We start from the raw sequence: 17,032 nt of genomic DNA on the forward strand, positions 1-17,032 counted from the left end.
TTTTCTTCCGTTCATCTTCCGCATCTGCAATCTTTTCGTCAAAGGTTTTACTATCAAATACCTCCAGAGAAATGAGGTCATCAATATCTTGAAAAATCGTTTTGAGTGCCTTTTTTTGATCCTTTACAATACTTTTGGCATTTTTGATTCCCATATGTACAGTGTTGTCTAAAAAGTGTTCTTCTACAAAGGTATCGCCGCCAAAGTTTGTATCATCAAGCGTTCCAGAAACACCTTCATGAAAGGCTTTTTGCTTATCAATAAAGCTGATGAACATGTCCACATTTCCGGCGAGTTCTTTGTAGAAACTTTTAATGTTATCGGCACCTTTTCCAGTAAAGTCATCACCTAGATTCGCCACGCCCTGTAGCGCTTTTTTTAAATCAACCATTTCTTCACGGAGTGCCTGATAGTGTTTCGCCCTTGTATCCATGGCACTGGTTAGTGCTTTTGCATCAAGTATCTTACCCAGAAAAATCCACTCCCTCCATTATTGATCATAAAGTCTATTTTACCTTTCTCATCGAATTGGAAAAATAGGCTTTAAGTTACAAAAATCCAGTCTGTATATTTTTATACAAAAGAAAACAAGTGACAATTGAAATATTTTTCCTTGTTCAACAAAAAAGTCAGTCCCCCTAATTGGAGGACCGACTACCTGCTGTTTAGAAAAAGCGTTTGAGGCTTTTCTTGAGTGGAGGGATATCCAGCTCACCTTTTTCAAAGAATTTTTTCAATAAATATTTACTAAAGCCTGCTGCTTGTGTGTATGTGATTTTCCCAGGTAACGGTGGTTCATTGGTCACCGCAACATCAATGATCACAGGTTTCTCAGCTTGAAGTGCTTGATCAAAGGCTGGTGCTAGTTCTTCATGTGATGACACCGAGATTCCTTTACCACCGCATGCTTCTGCAAATTTTGCAAAATCAATATCTTCCAGCTCTATACCATAGTTGATGTTGCCTTTTACCTGTTGTTCATATTCAATCATACCAAGGTTGTTGTTGTTTAAGATCACAACGACAATTGGCAGTTTATATTTTACCGCCGTCACAAAATCTTGCATCACCATTGTGAAGCCTCCGTCACCACAGACAGCAATGGCTTGGCGGTTTGGTTCGTTTAATTTAGCTGATATTGCGCCAGGTAAACCACAGCCCATTGTGGCAAGCCAGCTGGAAATAATGAAATCCTGCTGTTTCATTTCGAAATGACGTGCCATCCATACCGTCACATTACCGACATCAACTGAAAGAATGGCATCATCATCTACCGCTTCTTCTAATCTAGCGATGACTTGCTGCGGTTTAAGCGGTGATGTGGCAATAGATTTTTCCTTATCCATTTCTTCTCGCCACTTCATCATATGCTCTGTGCAAGCTTCAAGGAAACCGCGCTGCTCTTTATATTCAATATAAGAGGTTAGTTCATGAAGACCAGTCTTACTGTCACTTACAATCCCCACTTCTACCGGATATCTTTTACCGATCTGATCCGGTTTGATATCCAATTGAATGGCAGGTGTGTCTTCCGGTAAGTAATCCCTATATGGGAAGGAGGTTCCAAGCATGATTAATAAATCGCACTCTTCCATCGCTTCATATGCAGGCTTCGTCCCGATCTGACCTAGGTTCCCTAAAAAGTATGGATGCCTGTCTGGAACAACACCTTTTGCAGGAAGTGTAATGACGATTGGTGCAGCTGCCTTTTCTGCAAACGAAAGAAGTTCTTCTTTAGCATTTCTTAATCCTTTTCCTGCTAAGATGACTGGCTTCTTCGCATTGTTAATGAGTTGAGCAGCCTTTAGCAGTTGATCTTTCTTCGGCCGCACATCTCCCTCTACATAAAGAGGTGATGTATAAATGGGACTCCGCTTAATTTTCTGAGAAAATAAATCATCTGAGACAGTGAGAACCGCCACCCCTTTATGGGTATAAGCAGCTTTGATGGCTTGATTCAATAAGTCAGGCAGAGCTTCTGCTGTTTGTACTTGCTGATTAAAGACAGCAACATCGTCAAACATCCGCTCTAATTTGATTTCTTGAAATGCATCTCTGCCTACTTCAGTTGAGGCAACCTGCCCTGCTATCGCTAATACAGGTGCACCGTCCGCTTTTGCATCGTATAGTCCATTTAATAAGTGGACAGCACCTGGCCCAGCAATTGATAAACAAACACCAAGTTTGCCTGTTAGTTTCGCATCAGCTGCTGCTGAAAGTGCTGCCACTTCTTCATGTCTTGTTTGTATAAATTGAATTTTGCTTGATTCATGCCTTAGTTCTTCGATTAATTCGTTAATACTGTCGCCGGGCATTCCATAAATATGTTTCACGCCCCACTCTTCCAGTAGCGCTGTTACTTCTTTTCCTGCGGTTCTTTGCGGCATGTGAGAAAACTCCTTTTTTCTTACTCCATACCACCGCACCCTTTTGATCAAACGTTTCAACTTGCTCTTGCTACTTTTTAAAGTGATATGGAAGAGTGGCGACAACAATATCCCGTTTCCATAATAAACGGAATCTTAATAAGAAAGCAGATTGATTATGCAAAATGGTGTGCCATCTTTTTTTCGGAATAAATTGAGGAACGAGCACCATCACTCTATATTGATGTGCATTTGCTTTCGCTTCAATCGTTTCAAGAAATTTATCAAGCGGGTGAATGAGACTTCGATAAGACGAATGTAAAATCACCAGACGCACATCACTATTCAGCTTTTCCCAATCAGCTTCAATTTTCTTGTCTTTCTCTTTATCAAACGATACATGAACCGCTATGACCTGGTCTGATAAGGATTTTGCATATTGCACAGATTGTTCGACGACACGTGTGACACCTGCTATTGGGACGATGACCACATTTCCTTTGATTTCGACAGGCTCGGTTTCATTCAATAAACGTAATTGTTCTCCAACAGACAGATAATGTTTCTTAATAGAATAAAAAATAAATAGAACAATTGGCATGAAAACAAATACTGGCCATACAAGATGGAACTTGGTCAAAATGAGAATCATGAAAACCGTAAATGAAATAAGTGCTCCTACGATATTGATAGGCATTTTCACTTTCCACCCCTGTGGTTTTTCACGAATCCACTTTACACACATACCTGTCTGAGACAAGGTAAATGGAATAAACACACCGACAGCATAAAGTGGAATGAGGTGTTCCGTTTTCCCATCAAATAGCCAAATGAGCAGCATAGAAGCTACACCTAAAAAGATAATACCATTGGAATAACCGAGCCGATCTCCTCTCACTGTAAACATGCGCGGCATATATTTATCTTTTGCTAAGTTGACAGCCAATAATGGAAAAGCTGAAAAGCCTGTGTTTGCCGCTAATATTAAAATTAATGCTGTGACAGCTTGAATGACATAGTAGAAAAATGTCCGTCCAAATGTGTCTGATGCAATCTGTGACACAACCGTTTCTTCTGGCTTTGGGGAGATACCAAAACCAAACGCAAGCAATGTCACTCCTACAAATAGAACGGCCAGTAATCCCCCCATCATCAATAAAGTTCTCGCTGCATTTTGTGCAGCTGGTTTTTTAAAGGATGGAATTGTATTAGAAATCGCTTCAACACCAGTTAAAGCAGAACAGCCAGACGAAAATGCCTTTAGTAAAAGAAATAACGTGATGCCTGATACATGTGTGCCAAATGCTGTATGTTCAGGTGCTGGCGGCACTTGCCCAGTTAATAGTTTAAACCCGCCCACCCCAATTAAAATGAGCAATGAAAAGACAAATAGGTACACAGGATAAGCCAAAATAGATGCCGACTCTGTCAGTCCACGAAGGTTTAACACCATAATCACTAGGACCAATACGATTGAGATCATGACATGATATGGATATAGAGCTGGAAAAGCCGATGTGATCGCATCGGTCCCAGCAGAAATGCTCACTGCTACGGTTAAAATGTAATCGACGAGTAATGATCCACCAGCAACCAGCCCTGGTTTTTCACCTAAGTTTCTGCTGGAGACGACATACGCCCCGCCGCCTTCTGGATAAGCATAAATAATCTGGCGATAAGATAGAATTAACGCCATTAAAAGGATTAATACACAACCTGCAATCGGGAGTGAGTACCAAAACGCTGCCGCACTAACAACTGATAGAACAATCAAGATTTGTTCTGTACCGTATGCGACTGACGACAATGCGTCTGATGACAATAATGCCAAAGCTTTGATTTTTGATAGTTTTTGTTCTCCTGCTGCCTGTGATTTTAATGGTTTACCAATTAAAATACGCTTCATCAAACTGTACATGTGATGCCCGCTCCTTTAGTGTCAAACGATTTGAGTTACAAAATTTGGATCACCAAAAAGACACAGAGGCAATAGAATGCCCCTGTGCCTATTGTTTAGATCACAGGTTGGTCTTTGCTCTCTTTAACGCTTACGAGGTTAGCTGACGGATTCGGGCGCATGAGATTTTGCCCTACCTTAAAAGGATTCACCCCACGTGGTGTTTTATACCACCACAATTGGTTCCCCCGCTCATCGAAATGATTCAGCGATTGGTCTTTTATAAAAGAGATCATACTCCCGTTTGACACCAAAGTAAAGAGATTTTTTCAAGGTCTTTTGATCGTTTAGAACTTAGTCTTTTTACGGTTTTTTCGTACGAAATAGACAATCATCACAAGCACAAAAAGGATGAGTGCAGCGATACACACAAAGTAAATCCAAGACTCGCTGCTGCTTTGTTTTTCACTTGTTTTCAGACTGTTCGATGTGCTGCTGACGGATTGATGATTAGTAAACACGCCTTTGTTTTTACTCTCTATTGCAACTGTTGCTTTTTCTGTATTAGTTTGAAGAAATTGCATGACTTCATTTGACACGTTAGCTTCAGCTGCAGTCATTCCTGAAAAGACTGTCATTGTCTGTTCTTTATTCCAAACAGATGGCTGTGTCCATACAATTCGAGCCGTTGTTTCGTTGATCATGCCGAAAGAAGATACATCATACTGATCCTTTTTCACCGGAACAACGAGATCGGCTGCTTTTTCTTTCAGAAGAGAGAATGTCTGAATGCCTCCGATGAAAATGAGAGGGTGATTTTTCAATTGTTCATTTGTCACTTGAGATGCTTTCATTAAATGATATTGAGCTACTTCTGGCTGACTAAAAGATTCCGTCAACATGGCCATTTGATTGATTGTTTCACGTTTGATTTGATCTGGTATGATGATCAATGTATTTTTCGACGTGAACGGGAGCGGCCATGCGGCTAAATCTGGCTTTTCACTCGTTGTTCCTTCTGGTATTTGTAAAGTGCTATTTTTGTCAATGAATATCCAGCCTTCTTCATCCGTATGTCTGCAGGATTCCATGTTTTTAAAACCACTTGTGACAAATTGCAAATCAATATATTCATTTTTTTGAAGTACCTTTGAATCTACTGGAATCGAGACATGATAGAATCCATTCGCATCTTTGCTGCCTAGTTTTGTTAATGGTACGTCGTGCGGTTCGTCATTGATCATAACAGTTAACCGTTCTGTTTTGCTTGCCGCTGTATCAGATTTTTTGAATGAAAGATTGAGCTTTGCACCTGATTTTTGGTTAGCCAGTAGCGCTTTCGGATAATAGTAGTGGTCGGATGCCGTCTTGTTGGTCCCAACCGTGACATCATCTCCGCCAAAATCTTTCAAAGGAATCTTGTGAGATGGTTTAGACGTTTGAGCTGCAGTCTTTTGAATCAGTAAGTCCGTTCCAGTCAGTTGACCCGTTAATTCTGACTGAGTCAGAACATTGATTTTTTCAGCGATTGTCACAGGCTTTTCCGCTGTCACAAATAGAATGGGCTGTTTTGTTTTCTTTGCTGTCAAAGTTCTCATCGCTAACGTAAGATGACTGCTTTTCGTTTTAATTCCTGCAGCTTGTTCAATCGTTTTCATCCGTCCATCCCAGCTTCCTATAGCTCCCACAGCAATCGTTGGGTGAGCCACTTGCTTGATGTCCTTTTCTTGGATAAGTTTGATCTCTTTTTGGCGATCTTTGTTTTTCAACGTACGGTATACTTTGATGGCTGCTTCTAATTCAGCTGCATCCGGTGAATTAGGAATTACAATGTCTGTCTGTTCTTTCTGATCACCTGTTTGAATAAAAGGTGATGGAAAGCTATCTAATGTGAAATCTTTTGTCTGGATTCCTTTGAATGTAAGTTCACTTTCAGGATACACTTTTAGCCAATTAGCAGGTGTCTCTTGGTTGATACACACGCCTTCTTTTAAAACACCATAAAATGTGACCTGAATGCGGTGAGTACCTTTTTTCAATTGTGATTTGTTCAACTTGATTTGAATCGACTTCTTCTGGTTTTTCCCTGATACAGGGATGGTCTTTTCGATCTCTCCATCAATCATAACAGTGAATGAAGAAGGTGAAATCAATAATGGTGAAGCCTCTATATTGAACGTCAATGTGCTTGACTCTGTTTTTTCCTGATCCACTTGATAGGTAAATTCAGTGCGGTCTTCTTGTCCATATAAGGTCACTACGTCTTCTGATAGATGCTGCGTTTTTGTTTTGCTTTCTTTTGAAGGTTGAACCCAATCATCTTTGACTTGAACTCGGTTGGATTGCGCCATTGCTTGACCTGCCATGAAAAAAGGCTGGATCGCTAAGGATAATCCTAATATATAAATCAACCATTTTAACGATTTCAATATGTCACCCGCTTTTCTTTTGTTGTTGATTGTAACGCTCGGTTTTGTACCATTTCACTTCTTGTTTCAATAATCGGCTTTTCGCCTCTACAAATAAGGAGTACACAACAAGCGCAATCCATACTTGGGAATAGGTAAAGTACATGAGAATCACAATGAGAATGTTTTGTTTGGTCAGCTCTGTTTTCTCTATGCTTAACGAAATCATCACTTCTGTTAAAAAGAGGAAGAAGGCTAACCCCCATAGGATGAGTGCCACAGCTCCCACAGATAAGTGAAGATCAACGAATAAGTTTAAGATAAAAATGCCATTGGAGAGCAGTACACCAAAGAAAAATAAGAAATACGTAAAGAAAAAATAAAATAAATCGAAAATCATTCGTTTTCGTTTTAATTTCATAAACTGTCTTAAAAATTTGAGCACAACATATTGGTTGCCTCTAGCCCAGCGTGTTCGTTGCCGCCACCAGACTTTCCATGTTTCAGGCTCTTGTTCCCATGTAATCGCAGCAGGAAAGAACCGAATCACATAGCCCAGGTTATACACACGAATCGTTAATTCAGTGTCTTCAGCTAGTGCATGGACATCCCAGCCGCCAAGCTCTTCTAAAATGTGCCGACGGATCGCAAAGTTGGTGCCTGGTATTGTCGCAATGCCAAACCATTTCCATCTCCCGCCTTGCGCCATCCACTGGAAGCAGATCGTTTCTATGTTAATGAATTTTGTCAGGAGGTTTTTGGCTGCATTGATGACCCTGAATTTCCCGACAACAGCACCTGCTTTAGAATCATTCAATAATCCAAGAACCAAATGGTAGACGGCTTTCTTTTCAGGCATATTATCTGCATCGTATACACAAATAACGTCTCCTGTCGAAGCCTTCAAGCCTTCATTCAGTGCAGTAGATTTCCCCTTCCCTGCAAATGGCGGCTTTGTTTCAATCATATGGACATGATCGTATTGCTCACTAAATGATTGCACAATCTCCCCTGTACAATCAGAGGAATTGTCATTAATCACAATGATTTCAAGAAGGTGTTTGGGATAGGATAACTGGACCATGGCTTTTAGCGTCTGCCGAATGACCACTTCTTCATTATGTGCTGGAATGAGAATGCTGACGGTCGGCAGATCTTTCCCTTGTTTCGTCCATTTAGGCAGCACTTTTTCGTAAGTTAAATAGTGCTGAAAGCCTCCCTGCATCAGAAACATATGATATAGGAGCATGATCCAAATCAGTATTAATGATAGGTAAAATAAGATATCAGCCACCTGATTTTCTCTCCTTAAAGATCCGTTTTTTCATGGTCAGCCTTAAATACAATGTGTAAAAAGCAAATGCCACAATAAAGAGCAGCACCACCATTGTGAGTATTCGAAGCATATTTTCCATCCCGCTTCGTTTGTGTGTTTTTGGTTCAGCTATATTGGATTGCTCTATTTGAATATGACCATTTCCTGCTGTTTTGATCTGGACATTCTGAGTTTGAACAGTCTGTTTTGTTTTCTTTAAATCTAGCCATTCACTAGAAGGGATCGCATCCATTTGTGTGATTACATCTTGCAGCCCATCTATCCCCGCTTCCACATCATAGGACAGCCCAATGGCGGCGGATTGGATATGTTGCATGGATTGAATTGTCTGCTCAGTCAGTATGTTTGCACCTTCTTGGCCAGACGCTGTATCTATAGACTGTTCAGGATATAAAGTCATGCCATGAAGCATGGCGGGTGTCGACAAAAATGGTGATGCACTACTTGTTTTCCATGTACGGTCTGAGAGCTGCACCTGTCCAAATAGACTGGACACATGGCGGGAAATCACTTCATAGCCTTGCAGGGATATGGCGTCATTCGGCACTTCAAATGCAAGTGGATATAACCCCTGCTGCGTGAGCAGTTCAATGCCTTTTGTCAGCTTTTCTTCTGTATAGATGGCTTCTTGATGTTGATTGGATTTGATATACACATTAAAATCTTTTTCATTCGGAAAAAAGCTTTTGTTCAGCTGCTGATCAGCTTTCTCTGGTTCATTTGACGTAACGGGCTGATCGTACTTTACATCCCAAAATTCAAAGCCTTTACCCGACTCCTGCATTCGATACGTACGGCTAAACCCATGAAGAACGACACTAGCTCCATTGCTTTGCAATTGTTTTAACACGTGGACAAGTTTAGGTCGGTCACTCAGCGTCACTTCATCCCCTGTTGCTGGATCAATCCATATAGGGGTCACCGCCAGCAGAAAAGGGATATGGCGAGCTGTTACGTATCGTCCAAGTTCAAGTAACTTCTTCTCATCCGTGACGGGGTTAATCTTCCCAAGCTGTAAGTACTTTGTCTTCGTCTGACTAGAAGCCGGCAGGAGACTTTCAAGCACCTCTGCAAGTAGCTTGTCGTGCTGAAGGATATTTAGCATTCCGACATATGCCGCACCTTCTTTTGTTTGAATCACAAATGGCTGTTCAGCTTGATTTTTCTTCAATAAGAATTTACGTTGCAGATCTGTCCCTTGAACCGTCTGAGCTGTGATTCCTCTCTCTAGCTGACGGTATTCTTGATCATCAGTATCTTTGATTTGACTGATGTGATCTTGTTTGTGAAAAGTAAGCTTCGAGAATGGACGAAGCTGTTCCGCATTGTATCCTATTGCGATTAAACGTTTTGATTCGTTTATGAGACGTACGGTTTGTGCTTTCAACGTTCTCTTTTCTTCACCTATATAGATAACTTGCTGAAAGTCATTGAGGTTCTTTTCAGTTATTTGTTCATCAGATAAAATGGTCGTTCGTGTGGAAAAATGCCCCACAAGTACATCAAGCATATGAACAGTTGGAGTTGCCTCACCTGATTGTGTGGAATAGACGATGAGGGTCCTGAACTCTTTCTCAAGTGCACCAGCTGATGTACTGTCTTTGATCGAAAGCATAGAGAAAAGAACGAATAACAAACAACATTTCGTCAAAACATTAAAGTTCATTCATCATCATCTCGTTTTCTAGTTCTTCTAAAAATTGCTCTGGTGTCCGATAATCCGAGCTGCTTGTTAAATGACAGACATGAAAAGTTAAGGTCACTTCACGACCATTTAGCAGGACATGCGTTTGCAGTTTATCCTTTAGCTTTTCAAGAACGATCGAGACGTTTTCTGCAGGTGTGTGAGTGAGCAGCAGCCCGATTCGTTCTTCGGATAATCGAAATTTCTTATCGGTTTCTCTCACACTTTCGCGAATCTTCATACTGAGTTGCTGGAAAAGATGCTGCATTTCTTTTTCTCCATATAATGTTTTGAATTCCGCTGAGTAGTGCATATGAAGAAGGATAAAGACGAATGGCTGTTTGTATCGTTCTGCTCGTTTCATTTCCTCAGACAATTCGAGCCTCATCCGCTCTGCATTGTCAAAGCCTGTGGTTGAGTCAATCGCTACAAATTGTTTGATGGCCCTCTTTTGTTGTTCAATGGTGTAACGCATCGTTTTTATTCGCTCATGCACGTTTCCAGCAGAAATAGCAAAAAAGAGAAGCGCCACGCCCCATATCACGACATCTTGCAACGTTTGATTAGAAAAGAGTGAATTTGTGTGACCAAGCTCTGTAAAGAACATCCCGCTTCCTATAAAGAACAAAATCAACAAAGTAAAAACCAATGCTGGCAAAATACCAAATAAAATGCCGCATCCTATCACGACAAATGTGAGTGTGATGATCATGACACTCTCCGCATCACGTCCATTCAAGTAGCCCATAAATAAAATGAGTCCCGCAAACGTGAGGAGCAGCGTATAATACGTGCGATAGGTGTTACTGAATAACCTTTTCATTTAGAAGCTCCCTTTCTGCAATTAGAGGCAATAAATTATCAAATGAGTGTGTATCTTTTTCGTTCATATAGCCTCCGTAATAAGGCTTGAGAGGATCTTGGATTTGCAGCTCTTTCATTCGGTGATAGACGTCTTTTGCAAAATCATCTTCTCCTTGTTTGAGTGCATATAAGATCACCAGTGCATAGACTGAAGGCGATTCATACGTCACTGCTGGCTGCAATGTGCTCAGCTTATATCGTCCGTACAGTTTTCCTTCCTTTTGGAAGTTGGTTTTCAGCCATTTCATGATGACTGATGTATCAACCTGTGCACGTTCAGCATAAAGAGCCGTATAAAGCTGGTCGATCAAGTTGATTTCCTGATCAAATGAGTAGACTTTCTTCGCTATGTCATAGGATTTTGGAAAAAACCCTTTTTGTCTCGGTGCATTTTTTAGAATGGCCAATTGGTTGTTCATCATTTGTTCTGTGAATAGGTGGAGGGATACTAGTTCTTTGATTGCTTTTGGGTCAAGATATGAAAGTGTGATTGTATGTGAAGTTTGCTTTGTCGATGCATCATAATAGTCGGTCAACATACCCTTGAACATGTTTTTGTCTTTTAACGCTTTTGCGATTTTTTTGGCTGTGGTTTGATACACTGACTTCTGCCACAATTGATCTGCTTTTTGAAGCGCTGTTACTACACGTAAGTCATCAACTAAAGCATTGACTTTGCTTTTTTGATGAGATTCGATTTGCCAGCTAAGAAGATCATGTTCCAGTAAGAATTGAGTGCGCAGGACGTCTACCTGTTGATCAAAAGATGTTTGATCTTTTTTTCTAACAAGATAATCCATCCAAAGTCCGAGCGATTCTGATAAGTAAATAGGCTGTTCCGCAAGCGAGGTCTGAATCATGCCTTGGTTTGTCATTAAGTGGTGAGTCATAAAGTACTCTCCTGACAATACTGGCTTTGCAGGTTCTGGTTGAGCTGAATGTTGCTGCTGTTTCCAGGTACATCCGCCTAGTAGAATGACAATGAGTATAGCGATAGCTGTACGATGTATGGGTTTATCCATTCGTGTCCCCTTTCAATCCCTGTTCTCTCTAAGCATCTAACGATTTATTATAGAGCGTTTCTGTTTAAATGAAAATAAATATTTTATACCAAATTACGAGTCTTTTCGCTTACATATTCCCATTTACAGAAAAACAACATGTCAAAATACTCGAACAAACAAAAAACCCATGCGAATTTACATGGGTTTTTACACAACTATTGATCTAATTTTAGTTTCTTCAATTGTTCTGCAAGTGCGTTATTGATTGGTTCTTCCACTTTCTTTTGTTTCTTCATATATTTAGACACATCGTGCTTACTGGCTCGTTTTTGATTGGATTGTGATTTACGTTTTTCGAAGACAGACAGTTTCTCTCTATGACCACAAACACAGGCAAATATTTTGCCATCGCCTTCCCCGCGCAGCTCAAGCTTTTTATGACAGTTCGGGCAGCGTGCATTTGTTTTCTTTGCCACATTTTTTCGATGTCCGCATTCTCTATCCTGACAAACAAGCATGGTGCCGTTTTTCCCGTTCACTTTTAACATGAGTTTTCCGCAGTCAGGACAATGTGTGCCTGTCATGTTGTCATGCTTAAAGGTTTGGTTCGTTTGTTTGATTTCAGATACGGCTTGTTTTGCATATGACTTCATTTCACTCATGAATTGAGAAGCTTTCAATTGGCCTTTCGCAATTTTAGAAAGCTTTTGTTCCCATTCCGCTGTTAACGCAGGTGACTTTAAATCTTCAGGTACTAAAGAAAGCAGCTGCTTCCCTTTCGATGTGATGAAGATGTCTTTGCCTTTTTTCTCAATTAAGAAGCTGTTAAACAGTTTCTCAATGATATCAGCTCGAGTTGCCACTGTCCCCAATCCACCCGTTTCGCCAAGGGTTTTCACTAAGTCCTTTTCCTTGTTCTGCATAAATGCAGACGGGTTCTCCATGGCAGATAAAAGGGTCGCTTCGTTAAAACGAGCAGGAGGTTTCGTTTCGCCTTTTGTCTCTTTTAATTGGCGTACGTCAAGTGACTGCCCCTCTGTTAATGCCGGCAAGTGCTGATCTGCTTCGGCTGATTCCTCGTCTTCATAGGAATCATCGTACACGGTTTTCCAACCGGCTGATTGCACAATTTTTCCTTTCGCTGTGAATGTCTCACTGCCGATCTTGGCGATCACTGTTGTTTCCTCATATTCAAAAGGGGTCATCAGTACAGCGAGGAATCGTTTGGCAATGAGGTCATATAATTTACGCTCTTTATCACTTAATGCACCCGGATACAGCTCTTCCTCGGTTGGAATGATCGCATGGTGATCTGACACTTTGGCATCGTTGACGAAGCCTTTATGTGCTTTAATGCCTGATTGTAGAATGCGATTCACATGCTGCGCGTAAGGTCTAACGTTCATTCCTTTGAGTCGATCTTTTAATGTGGGAACGATATCTGCCGAAATAAAACGTGAATCTGTACGCGGGTACGTCACAAGCTTATGCTGTTCATACAGACGCTGAAGTGTAGACAGTGTTTCTTTTGCTGAAAAACCGTAGCGTTTATGGGCATCACGCTGCAATTCTGTCAGGTCATATAATCCTGGAGCAAAGGATTTTTTCGCTGTTTTTTTCAGTGCATCAATCACTGCAGGTTTTCCTTTACAGGCTGCCAAGCGCTCCTTCACTACATCCTCTTGGAATGTACGGTTTTGTTTTGTCTTTGCATCCTGCCAAGTCAGCGTCAGTCCGTCTACTTGTGCAGTCAGCCCAAAGAACGGCTTCGGCTGGAATTGCTGAATGTCTTCCTCTCGCTTGGCGATCATAGCAATCGTTGGCGTTTGCACACGTCCACAGGATAACTGCGCATTGAACTTCGTTGTCAGCGCTCTTGTTGCGTTGATCCCTACAATCCAGTCGGCCTCTGCACGCGCAACCGCCGAGCGATACAGGTTATCATACTCTCTGCCGTCTTTTAATCGTTTGAACCCTTCTTGAATGGCTTTGTCTGTAACAGACGAAATCCATAGACGTTTTAGAGGCTTTTTCACATGGGCTTTTTCAAGAATCCACCTTGCCACAAGCTCCCCTTCGCGTCCTGCATCTGTTGCGATGACAATGTCTTTTACATCTTTTCTCGCAAGCTGCGCTTTAACCGCTTGAAACTGTTTCCCTGTCTTTTTCATCACGACAAGCTTGAGTGGTTCTGGAATAATTGGTAAATCCTCTAGACGCCATGATTGAAATTCTTTCCCGTAGCCTTCTGGATCAGCCAGTGTCACCAAGTGGCCAAGCGCCCACGTGACGATGTATTGATCTCCTTCTAAGAAACCATTTCCTTTTTTATGACACTTCAGCACACGTGCAAGGTCACGTCCTACCGAAGGTTTCTCTGCTAATACAACTGTTTTTGACACTAGATTTCACATCTCTTTCTTCTATCCATCCTTTTATTATAGCAGACGTGGAGATGCGGTTCTAATGACGGATTATTTCTTCAATCGTTTAATGATTTCGTTTGTGACCTCTTGTGTTTGATAAGCTCCGCCGATATCTGCCGTTAAAAAGCCGTCTGCTGTGACAGATTCAATCGTATCGAGAAGGTGTGTGCCTAATTCTTCCTCTCCGAAATGATCAAGCATGAGTTTAGCGGTCCAGATTTGTCCGATAGGGTTTGCGATCCCTTTTCCAGCGATATCTGGTGCTGATCCATGTACTGGCTCAAACATGGATGGATATTTACCATTTACATTGATATTGGCTGCTGGTGCGACGCCAATACTACCCATTATGGCGGCACCAAGATCCGTCAAAATGTCACCAAATAAATTGCTGGCTACGATGACATCGAATTTCTCTGGTCTTGTGACAAAGAAGGCTGAGAGCGCATCAATGTGCTGAGAATCTGCCGCCACCTTAGGGTAGTCCTTTTTGACGTCTTGAAACACTTCATCCCAAAATGGCATGGTATGCACGATGCCGTTTGACTTTGTTGCACTTGTTACATGCTTTCGTCTCTTTTCTGCTAATTGAAAAGCAAAACGCATCGCACGTTCTGTCCCTTTTCTAGAGAAGACGGCATTTTGAATCGCAAGCTGATCCTCCCCTTGATAAATCCGACCCCCAATTTCACTATATTCGCCTTCTCCATTTTCTCTTACAACTAGTAGATCAAAATCTTTTGGCTGAGCAAGCGGAGAACGGATGCCCTTTAGCTGTTTTGCCGGTCTTACGTTAATCACCTGTTCAAATTCCCGTCTAATTTTAATGAGCAGTCCCCAAAGCGAGATATGATCAGGCACTAAGTTGGCATCACCGACAGCCCCTAAGAAAATACTGTCAAAGGCTTTCAGTTGTTCCAATCCATCCTTTGGCATCATTTCGCCATGCTCTAAATAGTATTCGCAGCTCCACGGAAAATCCTGAAAAGAAAAAGTCAGACCGCCATGCACCTCTGATATCGCTTTCAAAACACGTACTGCTTCTGGTACAACTTCTTTTCCTACCCCATCACCAGGTATCGTCGCAATCGAAAAGTGTTTCATTGTATTCTCCCCCTTATGAATGGTCGACCGTCGACCGATTAAGTTGAGTTTACTAAAGAGTTCATGTTCTTTCAATAAACAAAAAGACGCTTTTTGATCAAAGCGCCTTTTTGTTCTGCAACTGTAATGGGACTGACTGTTTTTTTCTACCTGCTCCTTTTTTATCTGAAAGAAGCAATCCTCCCAAAGTCAGAGCTGTTCCGAGCAGTGACATGAAGGTCAATCTCTCATGGAGAACGATCATTGAAATGACCATCGTGATGATTGGAACGCCATAAATGTAGATACTCGATTTCACCACACCGATCGTCTTCACGGAAAAGCTCCATGTCAGAAAACAAATAGCAGATGCAAAGACGCCTAAAAACAGCAAGTGGAAGGCAAACGATGGATTCGTCAACCGCTCCCAGTCTAAACGAATCTTAAAATGCCAGATCAGTGGAATCATCCATAAAAGCCCGTAAAAGAAAACACGTCTTGTCACCTGAATAATATGGTAGCCATATTGATTGATCATTTTCGATAAAATGGAATAAAATGCCCAGACAATGGTAGCCATAAATGCTAAAGCATCGCCGAGTGGATTCAATTGGAATGTCGTCATCCCGTTCAAGCTAATCAGCACAATTCCCGTCATCGCAATGAAAAAACCGATAAAAAACCGGCTATGTAGCGGCTCATCTTTTAATAAAAAATAAGACAATAGAAAAGAGAAAAATGGGACAACGGAGCTGATAACACCTGCATTCGAAGCGAACGTATAGGTAAGTGCAACATTTTCTAAAAAATAGTATAAGACCACACCGCATAACCCTGCGAGCGCAAACATCCCTTCATGCTTTCTATGTTGCACCTTCATGGTGACTGGATAAATGATCATCAGGGCAAGGTACCCAAGGAAAAAACGAAAAAATAAAATCTCTGTTGGAGAAAAAGCCGTTAATAATATTTTGGTTGATATAAAGGTAGATCCCCATAAAAAAATGGTGAGCATGGCTGCTAGATGACCAAGAAGCTGTTTATTTTTCATTTTGCTGTTACCTGCTTTGCAAAAATTTGCTGATACTGCCCTGGCGTAAGCCCAATAAATTCCGAAAAGAAATGAGTCAAATGACTTTGATCAGAAAATCCAGCGGCAGCAGCTACATCTATTGGCTTCATTCCTTGGGCGAGAAGTTCCTTCGCATAGTTCACCCTGATTGTCTGTAAATAACGATACGGCGTAATTCCTCTGAACTTTGTAAAAGCACGCAGCAATGAATATTTGTTCATGGACACAAGCTCACCTAAGTCATCTAACGATATATTTTCCGTGAGATGTGTTTCAATATATTGCTGTACGTCTTGGACTTTTTGTTCATTGGCATTGGCTGCTGATACTTTTTCCTCTGGTGTATCAGAATAGGTTTCGATCAACTGCTTCATCAAAAAGTAAAAGGCTTCCTGTTTATTCAAAGCAGGAGCTTCTTCTGTGATCATTTGATGAAGATCATATAATTGCTTTGCTAGTTCACTTTGTGAAACCACAGGGGCTTTAAAATGCGGCTTGTGCTGAAAGACCTTCTCCAGCACCTCTGGTTCAATATTTAAGCTGCGATAATCTAGCGGCATGTGATCAAATTGTTCACATGCGTGGTTATCGTACGGATTGAAAAGAAGGATATCTCCTTTTTCAATGATGTATTCTTGATTTTGGCAGAACATACGTCTTTGACCGCCTTCAATAAATCCAATCACATAGTATGGATGAAAATGTTTTGGGAACTTTTTGATGATGGCATGAAAGCGATACGCCTCTATTTGCAAGTCCTTATCAAAATGGACTGTTCGTTCCTCTAGTATTCTCATGTCGATCCCCTCTTTTCACTGAGCTGATCATTAGTGTAGCACACCCTTTTTCTCTTGGATTGTACGATATTGACTTTTCGATGCAGGCTTGCCTA

General features: G+C 41.2%; 12 protein-coding genes and 1 riboswitch. All 12 genes read right to left on the minus strand.

What is annotated here, in order from left to right; all coding sequences use genetic code 11:
- A partial coding sequence (locus ACTJKA_RS16860) for a T7SS effector LXG polymorphic toxin (protein ID WP_440607853.1) occupies nt 1-433 on the minus strand: 433 nt, incomplete at its 3' end.
- A 232-nt stretch (nt 434-665) separates the two neighbouring features.
- Entirely contained in the window at nt 666-2,387 is a 1,722-nt protein-coding gene (locus tag ACTJKA_RS16865; protein ID WP_058336782.1) for a pyruvate oxidase, read from the minus strand.
- A gap of 70 nt (nt 2,388-2,457) precedes the next feature.
- Nucleotides 2,458-4,284, minus strand: coding sequence for an APC family permease (locus ACTJKA_RS16870; RefSeq protein WP_035703793.1), 1,827 nt, complete (start codon nt 4,282-4,284; stop codon nt 2,458-2,460).
- 112 nt (nt 4,285-4,396) lie between these two features.
- Nucleotides 4,397-4,544: riboswitch (cyclic di-AMP (ydaO/yuaA leader) on the minus strand.
- 66 nt (nt 4,545-4,610) lie between these two features.
- Nucleotides 4,611-6,692, minus strand: a complete 2,082-nt coding sequence (locus ACTJKA_RS16875) for a cellulose biosynthesis cyclic di-GMP-binding regulatory protein BcsB (protein ID WP_440607854.1) — start codon at nt 6,690-6,692, stop codon at nt 4,611-4,613.
- 4 nt (nt 6,693-6,696) lie between these two features.
- A complete protein-coding gene (locus ACTJKA_RS16880; RefSeq protein ID WP_283255605.1) occupies nt 6,697-7,920 on the minus strand; it encodes a glycosyltransferase family 2 protein in 1,224 nt (407 codons plus the stop codon).
- Nucleotides 7,921-7,957: 37 nt separating this feature from the next.
- Entirely contained in the window at nt 7,958-9,673 is a 1,716-nt protein-coding gene (locus ACTJKA_RS16885; RefSeq protein WP_341019354.1) for a DUF2334 domain-containing protein, read from the minus strand.
- The gene (locus ACTJKA_RS16890; RefSeq protein WP_017366643.1) at nt 9,663-10,514 is read right to left on the minus strand and encodes a GGDEF domain-containing protein; all 852 of its coding nucleotides are present in this window, start codon (nt 10,512-10,514) and stop codon (nt 9,663-9,665) included. The genes ACTJKA_RS16885 and ACTJKA_RS16890 overlap by 11 nt, the downstream gene beginning before the upstream one ends.
- Nucleotides 10,495-11,577, minus strand: a complete 1,083-nt coding sequence (locus ACTJKA_RS16895) for a glycosyl hydrolase family 8 (RefSeq protein WP_017366642.1) — start codon at nt 11,575-11,577, stop codon at nt 10,495-10,497. Before ACTJKA_RS16895 ends, ACTJKA_RS16890 begins: the two co-directional genes overlap by 20 nt.
- A 197-nt stretch (nt 11,578-11,774) precedes the next feature.
- Nucleotides 11,775-13,961 (minus strand): DNA topoisomerase III, encoded by a 2,187-nt coding sequence (topB, locus tag ACTJKA_RS16900; RefSeq protein WP_017366641.1) that lies wholly within the window; start codon nt 13,959-13,961, stop codon nt 11,775-11,777.
- A 72-nt stretch (nt 13,962-14,033) separates the two neighbouring features.
- The gene (locus ACTJKA_RS16905; RefSeq protein WP_017366640.1) at nt 14,034-15,089 is read right to left on the minus strand and encodes a tartrate dehydrogenase; all 1,056 of its coding nucleotides are present in this window, start codon (nt 15,087-15,089) and stop codon (nt 14,034-14,036) included.
- Between the two features lie 97 nt (nt 15,090-15,186).
- Nucleotides 15,187-16,119, minus strand: a complete 933-nt coding sequence (locus ACTJKA_RS16910) for a DMT family transporter (RefSeq protein ID WP_008347149.1) — start codon at nt 16,117-16,119, stop codon at nt 15,187-15,189.
- Nucleotides 16,116-16,937, minus strand: coding sequence for an AraC family ligand binding domain-containing protein (locus tag ACTJKA_RS16915; RefSeq protein ID WP_017358421.1), 822 nt, complete (start codon nt 16,935-16,937; stop codon nt 16,116-16,118). Before ACTJKA_RS16915 ends, ACTJKA_RS16910 begins: the two co-directional genes overlap by 4 nt.
- Between the last annotated feature and the right edge of the window lie 95 nt (nt 16,938-17,032).

This window comes from Bacillus sp. 22190, assembly GCF_052045575.1.
Lineage (GTDB): Bacteria > Bacillota > Bacilli > Bacillales > Bacillaceae > Bacillus > Bacillus altitudinis.